General features: G+C 70.7%; 17 protein-coding genes and 1 tRNA gene. 15 read left to right on the top strand and 3 right to left on the bottom strand.

The window, feature by feature from the left end:
* The first annotated feature begins 33 nt into the window (after positions 1-33).
* The 5 genes from QM720_RS12440 to leuA all read left to right on the top strand — a co-directional run bounded on the left by QM720_RS12440 (position 34) and on the right by leuA (position 5,706).
* Positions 34-1,083, top strand: coding sequence for a PhoH family protein (locus QM720_RS12440; protein ID WP_415127928.1), 1,050 nt, complete (start codon positions 34-36; stop codon positions 1,081-1,083).
* Positions 1,080-1,547, top strand: coding sequence for an rRNA maturation RNase YbeY (gene ybeY / locus QM720_RS12435; RefSeq protein ID WP_415126973.1), 468 nt, complete (start codon positions 1,080-1,082; stop codon positions 1,545-1,547). Before QM720_RS12440 ends, ybeY begins: the two co-directional genes overlap by 4 nt.
* The gene (locus QM720_RS12430) at positions 1,544-2,878 is read left to right on the top strand and encodes a hemolysin family protein (protein ID WP_415126971.1); all 1,335 of its coding nucleotides are present in this window, start codon (positions 1,544-1,546) and stop codon (positions 2,876-2,878) included. The genes ybeY and QM720_RS12430 overlap by 4 nt, the downstream gene beginning before the upstream one ends.
* Positions 2,875-3,768, top strand: coding sequence for a GTPase Era (era, locus tag QM720_RS12425; RefSeq protein WP_415126969.1), 894 nt, complete (start codon positions 2,875-2,877; stop codon positions 3,766-3,768). The genes QM720_RS12430 and era overlap by 4 nt, the downstream gene beginning before the upstream one ends.
* 177 nt (positions 3,769-3,945) lie before the next feature.
* Entirely contained in the window at positions 3,946-5,706 is a 1,761-nt protein-coding gene (gene leuA, locus QM720_RS12420) for a 2-isopropylmalate synthase (protein ID WP_415126967.1), read from the top strand.
* An 890-nt stretch (positions 5,707-6,596) separates the two neighbouring features.
* On the opposite strand, the gene QM720_RS12415 is transcribed toward leuA, so the two are convergent.
* A complete protein-coding gene (locus tag QM720_RS12415) occupies positions 6,597-7,283 on the bottom strand; it encodes a trimeric intracellular cation channel family protein (protein ID WP_415126965.1) in 687 nt (228 codons plus the stop codon).
* A 68-nt stretch (positions 7,284-7,351) separates the two neighbouring features.
* Here QM720_RS12415 and recO point away from each other — a divergent pair, with 68 nt between their 5' ends.
* The 4 genes from recO (at position 7,352) to QM720_RS12395 (ending at position 10,729) form a co-directional block, all read left to right on the top strand.
* Positions 7,352-8,089 carry a DNA repair protein RecO gene (recO, locus tag QM720_RS12410; RefSeq protein WP_415126963.1) on the top strand — a complete coding sequence of 246 codons (738 nt, stop codon included), beginning with the start codon at positions 7,352-7,354 and terminating at the stop codon, positions 8,087-8,089.
* Positions 8,086-8,925, top strand: coding sequence for an isoprenyl transferase (locus QM720_RS12405; protein WP_415126961.1), 840 nt, complete (start codon positions 8,086-8,088; stop codon positions 8,923-8,925). Before recO ends, QM720_RS12405 begins: the two co-directional genes overlap by 4 nt.
* The gene (locus QM720_RS12400; RefSeq protein WP_415126959.1) at positions 8,922-9,590 is read left to right on the top strand and encodes a DsbA family oxidoreductase; all 669 of its coding nucleotides are present in this window, start codon (positions 8,922-8,924) and stop codon (positions 9,588-9,590) included. Before QM720_RS12405 ends, QM720_RS12400 begins: the two co-directional genes overlap by 4 nt.
* A 92-nt stretch (positions 9,591-9,682) precedes the next feature.
* Positions 9,683-10,729, top strand: a complete 1,047-nt coding sequence (locus QM720_RS12395) for a hypothetical protein (RefSeq protein WP_415126957.1) — start codon at positions 9,683-9,685, stop codon at positions 10,727-10,729.
* Positions 10,730-11,862: 1,133 nt separating this feature from the next.
* Here QM720_RS12395 and QM720_RS12390 read toward each other — a convergent pair.
* Positions 11,863-12,366, bottom strand: a complete 504-nt coding sequence (locus QM720_RS12390) for a glutathione peroxidase (protein WP_415126955.1) — start codon at positions 12,364-12,366, stop codon at positions 11,863-11,865.
* A gap of 62 nt (positions 12,367-12,428) precedes the next feature.
* On the opposite strand from QM720_RS12390, the gene dusB reads away from it, so the two are divergent.
* The 5 genes from dusB (at position 12,429) to QM720_RS12365 (ending at position 17,774) form a co-directional block, all read left to right on the top strand.
* The gene (dusB, locus tag QM720_RS12385) at positions 12,429-13,580 is read left to right on the top strand and encodes a tRNA dihydrouridine synthase DusB (RefSeq protein WP_415127926.1); all 1,152 of its coding nucleotides are present in this window, start codon (positions 12,429-12,431) and stop codon (positions 13,578-13,580) included.
* Complete coding sequence (locus tag QM720_RS12380) at positions 13,573-14,952, top strand: deoxyguanosinetriphosphate triphosphohydrolase (protein ID WP_415126953.1); 1,380 nt, start codon at positions 13,573-13,575, stop codon at positions 14,950-14,952. Before dusB ends, QM720_RS12380 begins: the two co-directional genes overlap by 8 nt.
* Positions 14,952-16,820, top strand: a complete 1,869-nt coding sequence (gene dnaG, locus QM720_RS12375) for a DNA primase (RefSeq protein ID WP_415126951.1) — start codon at positions 14,952-14,954, stop codon at positions 16,818-16,820. Before QM720_RS12380 ends, dnaG begins: the two co-directional genes overlap by 1 nt.
* Before the next feature lie 55 nt (positions 16,821-16,875).
* Complete coding sequence (locus QM720_RS12370; RefSeq protein ID WP_415126949.1) at positions 16,876-17,640, top strand: ATP-binding cassette domain-containing protein; 765 nt, start codon at positions 16,876-16,878, stop codon at positions 17,638-17,640.
* Positions 17,641-17,701: 61 nt separating this feature from the next.
* Positions 17,702-17,774 (top strand) — tRNA-Asn (locus QM720_RS12365).
* A 48-nt stretch (positions 17,775-17,822) separates the two neighbouring features.
* On the opposite strand, the gene def is transcribed toward QM720_RS12365, so the two are convergent.
* The gene (def, locus tag QM720_RS12360; RefSeq protein ID WP_415126947.1) at positions 17,823-18,389 is read right to left on the bottom strand and encodes a peptide deformylase; all 567 of its coding nucleotides are present in this window, start codon (positions 18,387-18,389) and stop codon (positions 17,823-17,825) included.
* Between the two features lie 42 nt (positions 18,390-18,431).
* On the opposite strand from def, the gene QM720_RS12355 reads away from it, so the two are divergent.
* Positions 18,432-19,526: a DMT family transporter gene (locus tag QM720_RS12355; protein WP_415126945.1), complete on the top strand. Its 1,095-nt coding sequence runs from the start codon at positions 18,432-18,434 to the stop codon at positions 19,524-19,526.
* Positions 19,527-19,528 lie beyond the last annotated feature (2 nt).

The raw sequence follows: 19,528 nt of genomic DNA, 5'->3' as shown, positions 1-19,528 counted from the left end.
GTCACCGAACGCATCCACGCCGACGGCATCGCCATGGTGCAGCTGCTCGGCCCGCAGGACCGGCTGCTGCGGGTGGTCGAGCGCGAACACCCGGCGGTCCAGGTGCACGTGCGCGGCAACGAGATCACGCTCACCGGTGCCCCGGATGCCGTCGCCTCCGCGCACGCGCTCGTCGACGAGCTCATCGCGATGACCCGCGCGGGTCACGGTCTCGATCCGTCGGATGTGGCGGCATCCGACCGCATCCTGCGCGCCGACACCGGCGAACGTCCCTCCGAGGTGCTGGGCGAGGCGATCCTCACCTCGCGCGGCAAGACGATCCGTCCGAAGACGCTCGGCCAGAAGCGCTACGTCGACGCGATCGACGAGAACACGATCACGTTCGGCATCGGCCCGGCCGGCACCGGCAAGACCTACCTCGCGATGGCCAAGGCCGTCCAGGCGCTGCAGCGCAAGGAGGTCGACCGCATCATCCTCAGCCGCCCGGCGATCGAGGCGGGGGAGCGGCTGGGCTTTCTCCCCGGCACCCTCACCGACAAGATCGACCCGTACCTGCGGCCGCTGTACGACGCGCTCAACGAGATGCTCGACCCCGAGCTCGTGCCCAAGCTCATCGCCGGCGGCACGATCGAAATCGCACCGCTCGCCTACATGCGCGGACGAACGCTCAACTCGTCGTTCGTCGTCCTCGACGAGGCGCAGAACACGACGCCCGAGCAGATGAAGATGTTCCTCACCCGCCTCGGGTTCGGCACGCGGATGGTCATCACGGGCGACATCACGCAGATCGATCTGCCGCAGGGCGCCTCCGGGCTGCGGCTCGTGACCCGCGTGCTGAAGGACATCGACGACATCCACTTCTCGATCCTCACGAGCGAGGACGTCGTGCGCCACAGCCTCGTCGGCCGCATCGTCGACGCGTACACCGAGTACGACGAGCAGCGCCTCGCCGTCCGGCGCGAACGCGACGAGGCCGCCGAGTTCGCGAGCCGCGCCGCCGGCCGCGGGGGACGGGATCCGCGCGAGCGCGGCCAGCGCCCCCGTGATTACCTCCCGCCCCGACACCAGCGAGGACGTTCATGACGATCGAGATCACCAACGAGTCGGGCGTCGACATCGACGAGACGGTGCTGCTGCGGCTGACCGAGCACAACCTCGCCGAACTGCACGTCAGCCCCGACGCCGACGTCGCGATCCTCCTCGTCGACGAGGGCGCCATGGAGGCGTTGCACGTGCAGTGGATGGACGAGCCCGGCCCCACCGACGTCCTCAGCTTTCCGATGGACGAGCTGCGCCCCGGCACGCAGGACGCGCCCACGGCGCCCGGGCTGCTCGGTGACATCGTGCTGTGCCCGCAGGTGGCGGAAGGTCAGGCGAAGACGGCGGGGCACTCCACGCTCGACGAGCTCATCGTGCTGACCACGCACGGGCTGCTGCACCTGCTCGGCTTCGATCACGCCGAGCCGGATGAGGAGCGCGAGATGTTCGGGTTGCAGCGCGACCTCATCGTCGCCTTCCACCTCTCCGAGCGCCGACGGCGCCGATGACGCCCGCCCTCTTGCTGGTCGCCGCCGCGCTGCTGGTCGCACTCGGCGGCCTCATGGCGGCGCTCGACGCCGCGCTGAGCGTGACCTCGCGCGGCGACCTCGTCGACCTCGCCGCGACGCGGCGCGACGGCACGGCGCTGTCGCGCATCGCGGCCGACCCCGAGGCGCACTCGCACGCCGTCGTGTTCATCCGCATCCTCACCGAGACGACCGCAGCGGTCCTCGTGACCGTCGCGTTCACGCTGATGTTCGACAGCATCTGGTGGGCGATGCTGGCCGCCGCGATCCTCATGACGGCGGTGTCGTTCGTGCTCGTCGGCGCGAGCCCGCGCTCGGTGGGCCGACAGCACGCGAAGGGCCTGCTCGCCGCGTGCGCGCCGTTGGTCCGCGGCGCCCGCATCGTGCTCGGGCCGCTCGCGGGCCTGCTCGTCGTGATCGGCGACCGCGTCACGCCGGGCGTGCAGCGCGGCACCTCGTTCGCGAGCGAAGAGCAACTGCTGAGCATGGTGGATGAAGCAGCATCCCAGGACCTCATCGAAGAGGACGACCGCGAACTCATCCACTCGGTGTTCGAGTTCACCGACACCTTCGTGCGCGAGGTCATGGTACCGCGCACCGACATGGTGACGGTGGATGCCGCGGCCACCACGCACGAGGCGATGCGCCTGTTCCTCGACAAAGGCGTCTCACGCATCCCCGTCGCCGACGGCGACGCCGACGACATCACCGGCGTCGTCTACCTGAAGGATCTGGTCCAGGTCGCGTTCCGCGACGAGACGCCCTGGCGCGGCAGGCCGGTCGCGCAGATCGCCCGCCGCGCCGTGTTCGTCCCCGAGTCGATGAAGGCCGAGACCCTGCTGCAGCAGATGAAGCGCGACGCCGTGCACGTGTGTCTCGTCGTGGACGAGTACGGCGGCGTGGCGGGCCTGGTCACCCTGGAAGACCTCATCGAAGAGCTCGTCGGTGAAATCGCCGACGAGTACGATCCCCGCTCGACCGAGATCGTCGACCTGGGCGACCGGCGCTACCGTGTCAGCGCCCGCCTGAGCCTCGACGAGGTGGGGGAGCTGTTCGGCCGGGAGCTGGAGGACGAGGACGTCGATTCCGTGGGCGGGCTGCTCGGCAAGCTGCTCGGGCGGGTTCCCCTCCCGGGGGCTGCGGCCGAGCACGCCGGACTGCGGTTCACCGGCGGCGCCTCCCGCGGGCGTGGCCGGGGGCTTGCGACGGTGTTCGTCGAGCCTACCGGCGATGACTCCACGGACGCCGCGGATGCCGCGACCGCCGGGCGCACAGAGCCCGATGAACCCGCCAGGAAAGGCGAGGAGAAATGACCCAGACCCGCTCCGGATTCGCGACGTTCGTCGGCCGCCCCAATGTCGGCAAGTCGACGCTGACCAACGCGCTCGTGGGGGAGAAGGTCGCGATCACGTCCGACAAGCCGCAGACGACGCGCCGGGCGATCCGCGGGATCGTGAACCGCCCGGGCGGCCAGCTCGTCATCGTCGACACCCCCGGCATCCACAAGCCGCGGACCCTGCTCGGCCAGCGCCTCAACGACCTGGTGGAGCACGTGCTCGGCGACGTCGACGCCATCGGCTTCCTCGTGCCGGCGACCGAGAAGGTGGGGCCGGGCGACCGGCGCATCGCGGCGTCGCTCGACGGCTACCCGCGCGCGAAGAAGGTCGCGATCGTCACGAAGACCGACATCGCGTCGCGCGACGAGATCACCGAACGGCTCATGGAGGTCGACAGCCTGCGCGAGGACTGGGATGCCGTCATCCCGCTGTCGGCGCTCACCGGTGACCAGCTCGGCGTGCTCGCCGACGAGCTCCTGACGCTCATGCCGGAAGGCCCGGCGCTGTACGAGGAGGGCGTCGTCACCGACGAGTCGCTGGAGGACCGCATCGCCGAGATCATCCGCGAGGCGGCCCTGGACGGCGTGCGCGACGAGCTGCCCCACTCGATCGCCGTGACGATCGACGACATCGCGGAGCGCGACGGCGGCGGCCTCACCGACATCTACGCCAACCTCGTCGTCGAGCGCGACAGCCAGAAGGCCATCATCATCGGGCACAAGGGGTCGCGCCTGGCCTCCGTCGGCGCCCGCGCCCGCGCGCAGATCGAGCCGCTCGTGGGCACGAAGGTGTTCCTGAAGCTGCATGTCCGGGTGGCGAAGGAGTGGCAGCGCGACCCGAAGCAGCTCGGCCGGCTCGGGTTCTGATGCACCGTCGTCGCCGATGACGTCGCAACGGGTGTATTCTGGGCCCATGCGCTTCGGCCGGCTCCTCCTTCTTAGCCGCCGCGACGAGACCTCATTCTAGGGCCTTCCTCGTCGCGGAGCTTGTCGTTTCTGACACCGCTGGCCCGTATCCTCCGACGAAGAGAAGCGAACCCCATCATGCGAAACACGCAGCAGCCTTCCGGCATGCCGATCCACAAGTACCGTCCGTTCCACGAGCAGATCCGCGTCGATCTGCAGGATCGCACCTGGCCCGACCAGCACATCACGACCGCGCCGCGCTGGTGCGCCGTCGACCTGCGCGACGGCAACCAGGCCCTCATCGACCCGATGAGCCCCGAGCGCAAGCGCATCATGTTCGAACTGCTCGTCTCGATGGGCTACAAGGAGATCGAGGTCGGCTTCCCGAGCGCGAGCCAGACCGACTTCGACTTCGTGCGCCAGCTGATCGAAGAGAACCTCATCCCCGACGACGTCACGATCCAGGTGCTGACGCAGGCGCGCGAGCACCTCATCGAGCGCACGTACGAGTCGATCGCCGGCGCCAAGCAGGCCATCGTGCACCTGTACAACTCCACCAGCATCCTGCAGCGCGAGGTCGTGTTCCGCACCGACCAGCAGGGCATCGTCGACATCGCCCTGGAGGGCGCACGGCTGTGCCGCCAGTTCGAAAAGCGCATCCCCGAGACGCAGGTCTACTACGAGTACTCGCCCGAGTCGTACACCGGCACTGAGCTGGAGTTCGCCGTCGACGTGTGCAACCAGGTGCTGGAGATCTTCGAGCCGACGCCCGAGCGCAAGGTCATCATCAACCTGCCGGCGACGGTCGAGATGGCCACGCCGAACGTCTACGCCGACTCGATCGAGTGGATGGGCCGGCACCTGAACCACCGCGAGAACGTCATCATCTCGCTGCACCCGCACAACGACCGCGGCACGGCGATTGCTGCCGCCGAACTGGGCTACATGGCCGGCGCCGACCGCATCGAGGGATGCCTGTTCGGCAACGGTGAGCGCACCGGCAACGTCGACCTCGTCGCCCTGGGGATCAATCTGCTGACGCAGGGCATCGATCCGCACATCGACTTCAGCGACATCGACCAGGTCAAGCGCACCGCCGAGTACTGCAACCAGCTGCCCGTGCACGAGCGCAGCCCGTGGGCGGGAGACCTCGTCTTCACCGCCTTCAGCGGCTCGCACCAGGACGCCATCAAGAAGGGCTTCGAGTCGATGGATGCGCGGGCCGCGGCATCCGGCGTCACCGTCGACGAGATCGAGTGGGCCGTGCCGTACCTGCCGATCGACCCGAAGGATCTGGGCCGCTCGTACGAGGCCGTCATCCGCGTCAACTCGCAGTCGGGCAAGGGCGGTGTCGCGTACCTGCTCAAGACCGACCACGCGCTGGATCTGCCGCGCAAGCTCCAGATCGAGTTCTCCGGCGTCGTCCAGGCCAAGACCGATGCCGAGGGCGGCGAAGTCTCCAGCGACCAGATCTGGTCGATCTTCACCGACGAGTACCTGCCCGCATCGCACATCGACGACAAGTGGGGCCGGTTCGAGCTGCTCGCCACCCGCACGCAGAGCGACATGTCCGGCGAGGTGTCGCTGGAGGTCACGCTGCGCGACGGCGAGGCCGCCGTGCCCGCACGCGGCGTCGGCAACGGCCCGGTCTCGGCGTTTCTCGACATCGTGCGCCAGCAGGGTTTCGACGTGACGCTGTACGACTACGTCGAGCACACCCTCAGCGCCGGCGGCGACGCCCAGGCGGCGTCGTATGTCGAGCTGCAGGTCGACGGTGAGCGCCTGTGGGGCGTCGGCATCGACGGCGACATCTCGACCGCGTCGCTCAAGGCGATCGTGTCGGGCGTGAACCGCGCCATCCGCACGCGCGAGCGCTCCGGCGCCCTCGCCGGCGTGTAGCGCCGCCTGGTGCCCGGCATCCCTCGCGCCGCTCGCTCATCCGTCGCACATCACGCCCAACCCGCGCGATAGCGCAGGTTTGTGACGGATGAACGGGCCCGCCCCGCCTTCATCCGTCACGAATCGCGCCGTAACCGCGCGATAGCCGCGCTTTGGGACGGATGAAGGGAGCCCCGGGCCGGATGAGGGGGCCGCAGCGTCAGGGCCGGATCGCCGGGAGTACCCCGCCGTCATCCGTCGGAAGTCGCGCTCAACCTGCGCGATAGCGCCGGTTTGCGACGGATGAACGGGCGCGCCCCGCCGCCATCCGTCGCGAATCGCGCCGAAACCGCGCGATAGCCGCGCTTTGTGACGGATGAACCGAGCCCAGGGACGGATGAAGGGGCCGCAGCGTCTGTGACGGATCGCCGGGAGTACCCCGCCGTCATCCGTCACAGATCGCGCCCAACCTGCCGGATAGCGTTGGTTTGTGACGGATGCACGGGCCCGCCCCGCCGTCATCCGTCACGAATCGCGCCGAAACCGCGCGATAGCCGCGCTTTGGGACGGATGAAGCGGACGGCGGCGTCAGGGGCGGATGAACGGGCCCGCCCCGCCGTCATCCGTCACGAATCGCGCCGAGACCGCGCGATAGCCGCGCTTTGGGACGGATGGAGCGGACGGCGGCGTCAGGGGGGGGATGAACGGGCCCGCCCCGCCGTCATCCGTCGGAAGTCGCGCCCAACCTGCGCGATAGCGCTGGTATGTGACGGATGAACGGGTGCGCCCCGTCGTCATCCGTCGCGAATCGCGCCGAAACCGCGCGATAGCCGCGCTTTGGGACGGATGAAGGGAGCCCAGGGACGGATGAAGGGGGCGCGGCGTCAGGGACGGGTGAAGGGACCGCGGCGTCAGGGGCGGATGAGGGGGATCGCGCCCGTCTCGACGGCGACCTTGCGGCGATGGAGGGCGCGCTGCTCGGGCAGCGAGATGTCGAAGATCACCGCGAGAAGGCGAATGACGGCCGTCACGGCGACGCACGCGACCGCGCCTGCCACCAGCGGCGCGCCGAGCGCGTGGGCGAACGCCAGCACGGCGCACCCGACGACGGCGGCGACGGCGTAGAGCGACCCGACGTGCATGATTGCGACCGGCAGCCCCATCATGACATCGCGCAGGATGCCGCCGCCCACCGCCGCGCACGCCCCCACGAACACGGCGGGCACGACCGGCAGGCCCATTCCCAGCGCTTTCGACGTCCCGAAGGCGCCGAACAGTCCGATCACGACGGCATCTAGGGCGACGATGACGGTGTTGAGACGCTGGAAGAGCCCGGCCAGCAGCATGCCGAGCAGGGCCGCGCCGACGGCGGTGATGAGGTACCAGTTGCTGTGCAGCGTCGCGAGCTCGACGTTGAGCAGGAGGTCGCGGATGAGGCCGCCGCCCATCCCCATGACGGTGCCGATGATGACGACGCCGAGCAGGTCGAGCCGGCGCTGGCCGACGAACCCCGACGCGAACAGCGCCCCCTGCACGCCACCGAGCCCGACGCCGAGGAGGTCGGCCCACAAGGGAATCACGAACAGCTGCTGCGTCACCGCTCCATTGTCCCGGATGCCGGGTGGCGATGCGCCCCCATGTCCGATGCCGCGGGGATAATCGAGGGGTGCCCACCTATCGCGACGAGGTTGTGGTCCTGCGTACCCACAAGCTCGGGGAGGCGGACCGCATCGTGACGATGCTCAGCCGCCGTCATGGCAAGGTGCGCGCCGTCGCGAAGGGCGTGCGGCGCACCTCTTCACGCTTCGGCGCACGACTGGAGCCCTTCATGGTCGCCGACGTGCAGCTGCATCAGGGGCGTACGCTCGACATCGTGCAGCAGGCCGAGTCGCTGGGTTCTTACGGGGCGCAGATCGCGACCCACTACGACCGGTACACCGCGGCACACGCGATGGTCGAGACCGCCGACCGGCTGAACGAGGCCGAGGCGACGCCGCAGCAGTACCTGCTGCTCGTCGGCGGGCTGCGGACCCTGTCGCAGGGCGGCCGCGCGCCGCGCTCGGTGCTCGACTCGTACCTGCTGCGCGCGATGTCGCTGTCGGGCTGGGCGCCCGCGCTCGAGGACTGCGCCCGCTGCGGCGCGCCCGGCCCGCACGACTGGTTCGTGGCGCAGCTGGGCGGCACGGTGTGCGGCGACTGCGCCCCGGCGGGCTCGGCGCGCCTGCGCGGCGAGACCGGGGGGCTGCTGCGCGCGCTGATCGCGGGGGAGTGGGATGCCGTCGACGCCGCCGCCGACCGCGACGCCGCCGCCGCATCCGGTCTCATCGCGGCGTACACGCAGTGGCATCTGGAGCGCGGCATCCGGTCGCTGTCGCACGTCTCGCAGGGAGAATCCGCCCGATGACGCCCAAGCCCTACACGCACCGCGACGCCGTCGCGTACCGGCCGCTGGACTGGACCGGCATCCATCCGCCGGCGTTCCCCCGGGCCGGCGTGCCGCGGCACGTCGCGATCGTCATGGACGGCAACGGCCGGTGGGCGAACCGGCGCGGGCTCACCCGCATCGAGGGGCACCGCGCGGGGGAGGAGGTGCTGCTCGACGTCGTCGCCGGGGCGATCCAGGCGGGCGTGCAGCACCTCAGTGTGTACGCGTTCTCGACCGAGAACTGGGCGCGCTCGCCCGACGAGGTGCGCTTTCTCATGGGTTACAACCGCGACGTGCTGCACCGGCGCCGCGACCAGCTCAACGAGTGGGGCGTGCGGGTGCGCTGGGCCGGACGCAAGCCGCGCCTGTGGGGTTCGGTCATCAAGGAGCTGCAGTTCGCCGAGCGGCTCACCGCCGGCAACGACACGCTGACCCTCACGATGTGCGTCAACTACGGCGGCCGGCACGAGCTCGTCGACGCGATGCGCGCCATCGGCGACGACATCGCGGCGGGCCGGCTGAAGCCGGGCGCGATCACCGAGAAGACGATCCGTCGCCACCTGTACATCCCCGACATGCCCGACGTCGACCTGTTCCTGCGCTCCAGCGGCGAACAGCGCACGTCGAACTTCCTGCTATGGGAGGCGGCCTACGCCGAGATGGTGTTCCTCGACACCCTGTGGCCCGACTTCTCGCGCACCGACCTGTGGCACGCGATTCAGCTGTACCTCGACCGCGACCGGCGCTTCGGCGGGGCCGTCGATGCCCCGAAGCCGGAAGAGATCGATCCCGAGGACGGGTGGCACCAGAGATGACAGACAAGATCACCATCGACGTGTGGAGCGACATCGCCTGCCCGTGGTGCTACATCGGCAAGCGCAATCTCGAGAACGGCCTCGCCGCCACGGCGATGGATGCCGACGCCCCACAGGTCGAGGTCACCTTCCACTCGTACGAGCTCGCGCCCGACACGCCCGTCGACTTCGACGGCGACGAAATCGACTTCCTCGCCGGACACAAGGGCATGCCGCGCGAGCGCGTGCAGGAGATGCTCGACCACGTCACGGGGGTCGCCGCGAACTCCGGGCTGGAGTACCGCTTCGACAAGCTGCGGCACACCAACACCGTGAAGGCGCACGAGCTGCTGCACTTCGCCAAGGAGCAGGGCCGCCAGCTCGAGGTGGCCGAGCGTCTCATGTCCGCCTACTTCACCGAGGGCCGGCACGTCGGCCGCGTCGACGACCTCGTCGACCTCGCCGCCGAGGCGGGGCTCGATGCCGCCGCTGCCCGCGACGCGCTCGAGTCGGGTCGCTATCTGCCCGCCGTGCGCGCGGATCAGGCGCAGGCGCAGGCCTACGGCATCCAGGGCGTGCCGTTCTTCGTCATCGACGGGAAGTACGGCGTCAGCGGCGCCCAGCCCGCCGACGCGTTCGCGCAGATCGCGCGCCGGATGTGGGCGGAGCGCAGCGTCGCCGGGTGACGAGTCGCGGAGTTCATCGGCATCCCATAGAGTCGTGAGGTTGACATCTGCCGCGGAAGCCGACGCGCTCCCGCCTCTCGGAGGAGCACTCGATGACCGGAACACTGACGCGTACGCGCGTGACGATCGCGGCGATCGTCGCAGGAATGCTGCTCGCACTCGGTGCGGGAACGCCCGCGTGGGCCGACAGCAACGACGACCTGGTCGCCGTCGACGCACGATTGAGCACCGCCGTCAACAGCTTCGCCGACGTCTACACCGACCAGTCCACGACCGAGGACCAGGTCGTGACGGCGGCGCAGACCCTGCAGTCGGAGGCCGAGACCGCTCAGTCCGACTTCGCGACCATCGCGCAGGATGCCGGAGATGCCACGATCGCCGGATTCGCGAACGAGTTCGCCACCGAGGCCGGCGACATGGCCACCGCGGCGGGCGACATCGTCCAGGCGTTCGCCGATCAGGATTCGTCGGCGCTCACCGCCGCCGAAGACGCCCTGAACACGGCGCTCGGCGACTATCAGGCCACCGCGGACAAGTACAACCAGTACGCCCCGACCGTGAGCGACCCGGCGTTCGTGCTCTGGCTGATCGTGCTCATCGTCGCCGTCGTCTTCCTGATCCTCGCGTTGCTGTTCGCCCTGCTGACGCGCAAGCAGGAGGGGTTGCTGCCCGCCAAGGTCGACAAGAAGGGCAACGTGCAGCAGGCCTCGCTGAAGCGGCTGCGCTGGATGGTCGTGCTGTGGGCGGGGCTGTTCGTCGTCGGCGCGGCGATCCCGTTCTTCCAGGTGATCTTCGCCCAGCCCGATGCCAGCGGCGCCTACACCTACCGCGTCTTCTGGTACCCGCTGGCGGCGGGAGCCGTGCTGTCCGTCGTCGGCGTCGTGCAGTACTTCGTCGCCGCGGCGCGCGTGCGCCGTGAGGGTTCCGCGGCGGCGCACGATCCGAACGCCATCGCCGCGCCGGGCACCGAGGTGCCGGCCGGGGCGTACCCGCCGGCCGCCCCGGATGCGCCGTTCGCGCCGCCGGCAGGCACCCCGGATGCGCAGTTCGCGCCCCCCGCGACTCCGCCGGCATCCGTGGCAGCGCTCACGGCCGATGCCGCCGAGTCGCCGGCCGAGCCCTCCGGCAACCAGGGCTAGCACATCCAGAGTCGACTGTTGCTTTCAGGCACACCGCGGGCACAACGCGGGTGTGCCGCCGAGCTGGCAAGATCCGGGGTCAAGGTCGTGTGTGGGCCCGATTCATGCCAGGTCCGCCGTGCGGCGAACCGCGGGCTTGGCACGGAGTTGGCAGCATCCGGGGCCAACGTTCAGGATGGGCCCGATTCATGCCAAGTCCGCCGTGCGGCGAACCGCGGGCGTGGCACAGAGTTGGCAGCATCCGGGGTCAAGGTCGTGGATGGGCCCGGTTCCTGCCACGTCTGCCGTGCGGCGAACGGCGCACGGGGCACAGCAGTCAGACCGATGCAGAGTTGGCAAGATCCGCGGTCAGCGTCCTGGATGGGCCGGATTCGTGCCAGGTCCGTGGTGCGGGAACCGCGGGCGTGGCACAGAGTTGGCAGCATCCGGGGTCAAAGTCGTGGATGGGCCCGGTTCCTGCCAGGTCCGTGGTGCGGCGAACCGCGCACAGCGCACGGCGAACCGCGCACGGGGGACAGCAGTCAGGCCGATGCAGAGTTGGCAGTATCCGGGGTCAAGGGCGTGGATGGGCCCGGTTCCTGCCAGGTCCGCCGTGCGGCGAACCGCGGGCGTGGCACAGAAGTCAGGCCGATGCAGAGTTGGCAGCATCCGGGGTCAAGGGCGTGGGTAGGCCCGATTCGTGCCAGGTCTGCCGTGCGGGAACCGCGGGCGTGGCACAGAGTTGGCAGCATCCGGGGTCAAGGGCGTGGATGGGCCCGATTCATGCCAAGTCCGCCGTGCGGCGAACCGCGGGCCTGGCACAGAGTTGGCAGCATCCGGGGCCAACGTCGTGGATGGGCCCGATTCGTGCCAAGTCCGTCGGGCGGCGAACCGCACACGGCGCACGGCGAACCGCGGGCGTGGCACAGAAGTCAAGCCGATGCAGAGTTGGCAGCATCCGGGGTCAAGGGCGTGGGTGAGCCCGATTCGTGCCAGGTCCGCCGCGCGGGAACCGCGGGCTCGACGCCTGGTGTTCGGCGCGGGACTGCTCGCGGGGGCGCAGATGGTCGCTCGTCGAGACCCCGTCCGGCTCGATGCGACCCGATGCGACCCGCTGGGCCACAACGACCCCGCAACGTCGTCACGCCTCCGGCCTAGGCGGCCAGCGCGGCCTCGATCGCCGCGATGACCTCGGGGGCGTCGGGCTTGGTCGGCGGACGGAAGCGGTGCACGGTGCCGCTCGGTGTGACCAGGAACTTCTCGAAGTTCCACTGCACCGGGCCGCGCGCCCGTTCGACGTTCGGCGTCTTCTTCAGCGCCTTGTACAGGGGGGCGGCGTGCGCGCCGTTGACGCGCACCTTCGCCATCACCGGGAACGTCACGCCGTACGTGATCGAGCAGAACTCGAGGATCTCCTCCATCGACCCCGGCTCCTGTCCCATGAACTGATTGCACGGGAAGCCGATCACCTGCAGCCCGCGGTCGCCGTAGGTGCGCTGCAGCTGCTCCAGCTGCTCGTACTGCGGTGTGAGCCCGCACTTCGAGGCGACGTTGACCACGAGCACCGTCTTGCCCGTGTACTCGCCGAGGGTGTGCTCGGCGCCCTCGGCGTCGGTGAACGGGATCGTGGAGATGTCCACAGGCTGCGTGTCTGGCATGTTGTCCACGATATGCCCGTCCGACGGCTTCGGCGCCGTGCGCGTCTGGGAGAATGGTCATGATGTCCACGACCTTCACGGTGCCCGCCCTGCGCATCGGCCCCATCGCGCTCGACGCGCCGGTCGTCCTCGCGCCGATGGCCGGCATCACCAATACGGCTTTCCGGCGGCTGTGCCGCGAATACGGGGCGGGCCTGTACGTCAGCGAGATGATCACGACGCGCGCCCTCGTCGAACGCAATGCGACGACGATGCGCCTCATCACGCATCACGAGTCCGAGACGCCGCGCTCGATCCAGCTCTACGGCGTCGACCCGGCCACGACCGAGGCCGCCGTCCGCCTGCTCGTCGACGAGGATCGCGCCGACCACATCGACCTCAACTTCGGCTGCCCCGTGCCCAAGGTGACCCGCAAGGGCGGCGGAGCGGCCCTCCCGTGGAAGCTCGGGCTGTTCCGCGACATCGTCACCCGCGCGGCGCGCGCCGCCGGCGACGTGCCGCTGACCGTGAAGATGCGCAAGGGCATCGACACCGACCACCTGACCTACCTCGACGCCGGACGCATCGCGGAGGATGCCGGCGTTGCCGCCGTCGCCCTACACGCGCGCACGGCGGCGGAGTTCTACTCCGGAACCGCCGACTGGCCGGCCATCGCCGCCCTCAAAGAGGCGGTCACGAGCGTGCCGGTGCTCGGCAACGGCGACATCTGGTCGGGCGAAGACGCCGTGCGCATGATGGCGGAGACGGGCTGCGACGGCGTCGTCGTCGGGCGCGGGTGCCTCGGCCGGCCCTGGCTGTTCGGCGACCTCGCGGCGGCGTTCGGCGCCCCCGGCATCCGTCCCGACGCGACGCTCGGATTCGTCGCCGGAGCGTTCCGCCGGCACGCCGAACTGCTCGCCGAGTTCTTCGAGGACGAAGACCGCGGATGCCGCGACATCCGCAAGCACGTCGCCTGGTACTTCAAGGGGTACCCCGTCGGCGGCGAGACCCGCGCGCAGCTGGCGACGGCATCCCGCCTCGCCGAGATCGACGACCTGCTCGCCACGCTCGACCTCGACGCGCCCTATCCGGGGGCGGCGGCCGAGGGCCAGCGCGGGCGCGCCGGCACCCCGAAGCGGCCGGCCCTGCCCGACGGATGGCTCACGAGCCGTGAGCTCGGCGCCGACGCGGCGCGCGAGGTCGCGGAGGCCGAAGTGGACAACAGCGGTGGGTGACGGCATCCGTCCCCCCGGCTACGACGACGGCGACGCCGAGCGCTTCGTGCCCGAGCGGCACCGCTCGCAGCGCGACGGCTTCGCGCGCGACCGCGCGCGGGTGCTGCACTCGGCGGCGCTGCGCCGGCTCGCGTCGAAGACCCAGGTGCTGAGCCCCGCCAGCCCCGCCGACTTCGCCCGCAACCGCCTCACGCACTCCCTCGAGGTGGCCCAGGTGGGCCGCGAACTGGCGGTCGCCCTCGAACTGTCGCCGGATGTCGTGGACACCGCGTGCCTGAGCCACGACATCGGGCACCCGCCGTTCGGGCACAACGGCGAGCGGGCGCTCAACGAGTGGGCAGGCGACATCGGCGGGTTCGAGGGCAACGCGCAGACGCTGCGCATCCTGTCCCGGCTCGAGCCGAAGGTCGTCGACTCCGAGGGTCGCAGCGCGGGGCTGAACCTGACGCGGGCGAGCCTGGATGCGACGTGCAAGTACCCGTGGACGGCGGAGCACGCCGTTCCCGACCCGGGCGGGCGGGACAAGTTCGGCGTGTATCCCGACGACGAGCCGGTGTTCGCGTGGATGCGTCAGGGCGCGCCCGGTCGGGTGCGCTGCATCGAGGCCGAGGTCATGGACCTCTCCGACGACATCGCCTACTCCGTGCACGACTTCGAGGACGCCGTGCTCAACGGCTACCTCGACCCCGCGCGGCTCGCCGACCCGCGCGAGCACGATGCGCTGCTGACGGCGATCCAGTCGTGGGTCGGCTACGGCTTCACGCGCGACGAGCTGGCCGATGCGCTGTACCGCCTCACCCGCCTGCCCGAGTGGCTCACCGGGTTCGACGGCTCGCGGCGCGCCGTGGCGCACCTGAAGAACCTCACCTCCGGCCTCATCGGACGCTTCGCCCGCGCCGCGACGGCCGCGACCCGCGAGCACTACGCCGTGCCGGTGCTGACCCGGTACCGCGGCCGCGTCGTCGTGCCGCGCATCGTCGAGGCCGAGATGGCCGTGCTCAAGGGCATCATCGGCGCGTTCGTCGTGTCGATCGACGGCCGTCGCGGCCTGTACAAGGAGCAGCGCCGCGTGCTGAAGCGCCTCGCCGACGCCCTGTGGGAGCGTCCGGAACGGCTCGATCGCCTCCACGCGGAGGAGTTCGCCGCAGCCTCCACGGATGCCGGGCGCAAGCGCGTCGTCGTCGACCAGGTCGCGAGCCTCACCGATCGGTTCGCGCTCGAGTGGCATGCGCAGCTGATCGGTCCGGTCGATCTGCGTGAGCTCGGCCTGTGGTCCAGCGACGGCCGCGCCGTGGCGCACAGCGCGTTCGCGCTGCCCGAGCCCATCGACGGCATCTGGCCGGTGCCGGATGCCGTCGGCGAGGCGCCCTGATGGCCCGCATCCGGCAGTCCGACGTCGACGAGGTCAAGGCGCGCACCAACATCGGCGACATCGTCGGCGAGCGGGTGGCGCTGAAGTCGGCGGGGGTCGGGTCGCTGAAGGGTCTGTGCCCGTTCCACGACGAGCGCAGCCCGAGCTTCCACGTGCGCCCGCAGGTCGGGTACTACCACTGCTTCGGGTGCGGCGAGTCGGGCGACGTCTACTCGTTCCTGCGGGCGATGGACCACCTGTCCTTCACCGAGGCGGTCGAGCGGCTTGCCGCCCGCATCGGGTACACGCTGCACTACGAAGACGGGGGAGCGGCCCCCGAGACGAGCGGACGCACCCGGCTGTACCAGGCGAACACGGCGGCGGCGGAGTGGTTCCGCGCGCAGCTGTCGTCGCCCGAGGCCGAGGCCGGGCGGCGCTTCCTCGGCGAGCGGGGTTTCGACGCGGGCGCCGCGGCGCACTTCGGGGTCGGCTACGCGCCGAAGGGGTGGAACGCGCTGCGCGACGCGCTGCGCGCACAGGGCTTCACCGACGAGGAGCAGCTGGCCGCGGGCCTCGTCTCGCAGGGCCAGCGCGGCGTCTACGACCGGTTCCGCGGCCGCGTGATCTGGCCGATCCGCGACATCACGGGCCAGACGATCGGCTTCGGCGCGCGGCGGCTGTTCGACGACGACAACGGCCCCAAGTACCTGAACACGCCCGAGACGACGATCTACAAGAAGGCGCAGGTGCTCTACGGCCTCGACCTGGCGAAGAAGGCCGTCTCGCGCGAGCACCGCGTCGTCGTCGTCGAGGGGTACACCGACGTCATGGCGTGCCACCTCGCCGGGGTCACGACCGCGGTCGCCACGTGCGGCACGGCGTTCGGATCCGACCACATCACGGTGCTGCGCCGCGTCATGGGCGACGACACGACCGCCGGCGAGGTGGTGTTCACCTTCGATCCGGATGCCGCGGGCCAGAAGGCGGCGCTGCGCGCCTTCGCCGACGCGAAGCGCTTCAACGCGCAGACCTATGTCGCGACCGGGCCGGAGGGTCTTGACCCGTGCGACCTGCGCCTCGAGCGCGGCGACGCCGCCGTGCGCGCGCTGATGGATGCCAAGGTACCCATGTTCGAGTTCGTCATCGACCAGCGGCTGTCCGACTTCGACCTGACATCGGTCGAGGGCCGCGTCGGCGCGCTGCGGGCCGCCGCGCCGGTCGTCGCCGAACTGCGCGACCCGCTGTTGCAGCCCGAGTACGTGCGGGTGCTCGCGCGCCGCCTCGGCATGGACACCGAGGCCGTGCGCCGCGAGGTCGCGCAGGCCGGCCGGCGCGGCGGGCGGACGGCATCCGGCACGTCCGACGCCCCCGAAAACCCAGGCCCCGAGGGCGCGGATGCCGGCGCGTCCGCCGTGCGCGTGACGCTGCGGTCGCTGCCACGCACCGCCGACGTGGCGCTCGAACGCGACGCCCTCATGGGCGCGCTGCAGTACGGCCACCTCGTCGACGCCGCCGACCTCGACGCGGCGTTCGCGTTGCCGATGCGGCATCCCGGACTCGACGCCGTGCGTCAGGCGGTCGCCGCGCAGCCCGACCGCACCCGGATCGGCTGGGCATCGGGAGCCGTCGAAGCGGTGCGCGAGCCGTACCGGTCGCTGGCCGTGGAACTTCTCACCGCCGATTTCCCGGCGCTGACCGAGACCGAGGCGACGGCATCCACGCGGTCGCTGGCGCTGAAGCTGCAACTGCGGTCGATCGACGCGCAGAAGAACGAGCTCCTCGGCGCGGTGCAGCGGGTGCCGGCCGAATCCGAGGAGGGCCGGCGCGTGCGCATCGCGCTGCGCGACCTCGACGCGCAGCGGCGCACGCTCACCGACGCGCTGTCGTAGCCCTCTCGCCGGCCGCCACTGGCGCCGGCCGCCGCGAACGGGCAGGATGAACCTCATGCGTCCCGCCTCCGATCTCGCCCTCGAGTGCGACGACCTGTCGATCGCTCGCGCGGGGGTGCGCGTCATCGACGGGGTCTCCCTTCGGGTGAAGCCCGGAACCTCCCTTGCGGTCATGGGCGCGACCGGCTCCGGCAAGTCGACTCTGGCGGCCCTGCTGGCGGGCGTGAACGCCCCGCACCTCGCGATCGACGGCGGTGAAGCGGCGGTGACCGGCATCCCGATCCGCAAACGTGGTCGCGCCGGGCGGGTGCGCGCCTACCAGACCGGATACCTCGCCCAGGGGGCCGGCACCGACCTCCCCGCGCGGCTCACCGTCGGCGAGGTGGTCGGCGAACCCATCACGAGCCGCGACCGGCGCGTCAACCAGCGCGCGCTCGCCGTGCGCATCGCGAGCCTCCTCGACGAGCTGCAGCTGCCCCTCGGGGCCGCGGCACGGTACCCGTACGAGCTCAGCTCCGGGATGCGGCAGCGGGTCGCGCTCGCGCGCGCCCTCGTGCTCGATCCGAAGGTGTTCATCGGCGACGACCCCTACGCGAATCTCGATCTCGAGGTGCGCGTCGCCGCCCGCGACGCCCTGCTGCGGCGCCGCGACGAGCGCGCCATGGCGCTGCTCGTCGTCACCAACGACGCCGAGACGATCGCCGAGCTCGACGCCGACGTCCTCGTCCTGCGGGCGGGACGCCCCGTCGCCTACGGCCACGGCACCGCCGACCTGCTGTGGACGCCCGGCACGCCCGCCGACGTGCGGATCGCCTCCTGACGTCACGAGCATGCCGTCGGCTTTGCTACGATAGTCGGGTTGCCCGCTCGCGGGTGACTGATCCTCGGTAGCTCAATTGGCAGAGCAGCCGGCTGTTAACCGGCAGGTTCTTGGTTCGAGTCCAAGCCGGGGAGCGAACGCCCCAGGGCTCCACCCCTGGGGCGTTCTTCGTTTCCGCCCCCTCACGCGTCGAGGTCGTCGACTCCGGGGGTCCAGGACGCGCCGGGGCGGCCCCAGCCGCGCTTGCGGGCGATCTTCTGCACCGTCTTCCAGTCGCCGTCGTCGAGGCGATCGATGTACAGGATGCCGTCGAGGTGGTCGAACTCGTGCTGCATGATGCGCGCTCGCCAGCCGTCGACCTCGATGCGGACGGGAGCACCGTCCAGGTCGAGGCCTGTGACGACGACCTCGTCGGAACGGCGCAGCGGGAACCGCTCACCGGGGAACGACAGACATCCCTCCGCCTCGTCGTCGGGGTCGGGGGCGCCGGGCGTGGCCGGCCGCATCCAGAGGTCGGGGTTGACGATCACGCCGCGCCAGGGCTGCCCGTCGTCGTCCTGGTAGCTGTAGGTGTAGATGCGCAGCGCGACGCCCACCTGTGGCGCCGCGAGGCCCACACCGGGGGCGGCATCCATCGTCTCGTACATGTCGGCGACGAGTGTGCGGATCTCGTCGGTGATTTCGCCGACGGCGGCGGCGGGGGAGTGCAGGACGGGATCGCCCATGATGCGAATCGGGAGAACGGCCACGTCCTGAGCCTATCGAGCGCACGGGCCGGTTAGGGTCAGAGGGTGGATGCGGCGACGATTGTGCTCGGGGCGTCGCTCGGAGACGTCACCGACCAGCTTGTCGGCGTGTTCAAGGACCCGCGCATCCTCATCGGCATCCCGCTGGCGCTCCTGGGCGCCGTGTTCATGTCGTTCGGCGCGCAGTACCAGCACCGCGGCGTGCAGAAGGTCGAGCGTCTCACGCGGACCGATGGCGGCAGCGGGCTCACCGGAGCGCAGCTGTGGAACCTGCTGCGCCGCCCGTCGTGGGTTCTCGGCACCGTCATGCTGGGCCTTGCGATCGTCTGTCAGCTCTCGGCGCTGTCGTTCGCACCGCTGATCCTCGTGCAGCCCCTCGGCGCCGTCTCGCTCGTCATCACGACGCTGCTCAATGCCCGCATCAGCGGCCACAAGCCCACCGGCCGCTCGATCAGCGCCATCGCGCTGTGCGTGGGCGGCATCCTCATCTTCGTCACGATCGCCGCGCTCTACGCGACGGAAACGCCGATCAGCGACGCACAGCTCATCACGGTGCTCGTCATCCTGCTCGTCGTCGCGATTGCGCTGACGGCCGGCTGGCTGTGGTTTCGCGGACGCATGGGGGCGCTGTTCTACATCGTCGCGGCCGGCATCATGTACGGCTTCGTCGCGACCCTCGCGAAGGTCGTGATCAGCCGCATCGGCACGGGCGACTTCGAGTGGCTGACGGTCCTCTGCGTCGTCGCCCTGCTGACGGCGACCGGGATCGGCGCCTACTTCGTGCAGACGGCGTACTCCTCCGGCCCGCCCGACCTCGTCATCGCCGGGCTCACCGTCGTCGACCCGATCGTGGCGATCGTGATCGGGCTCGCGGTGCTGCGCGAGGCGGAGCACGCCCCGTGGGGCGCGTACGTCGGGTTCGCCGCCGCGGGGGCGATGGCGGTCATCGGCGTGTTCCAGCTCGCCCGCCACCATCCGCAGATCGTCAGCGACAGCCAGGAGCTCCCGATCCCGCGCGGCAGCGGGGGCATCGCCGATGAGTCGCACCCGAAGACGGGGGCGATCCGTTTCGGGGAGGCGGTCTCGAAGGTGTGGCCCGAGCCGCCCGTGCGTGACCGCACCGATGGGCTGGGCCGGTAGGC

The sequence above is a fragment of the Microbacterium sp. genome (assembly GCF_047602155.1).
Lineage (GTDB): Bacteria > Actinomycetota > Actinomycetes > Actinomycetales > Microbacteriaceae > Microbacterium.
This window is presented reverse-complemented; position numbering and strand designations above follow the sequence as displayed.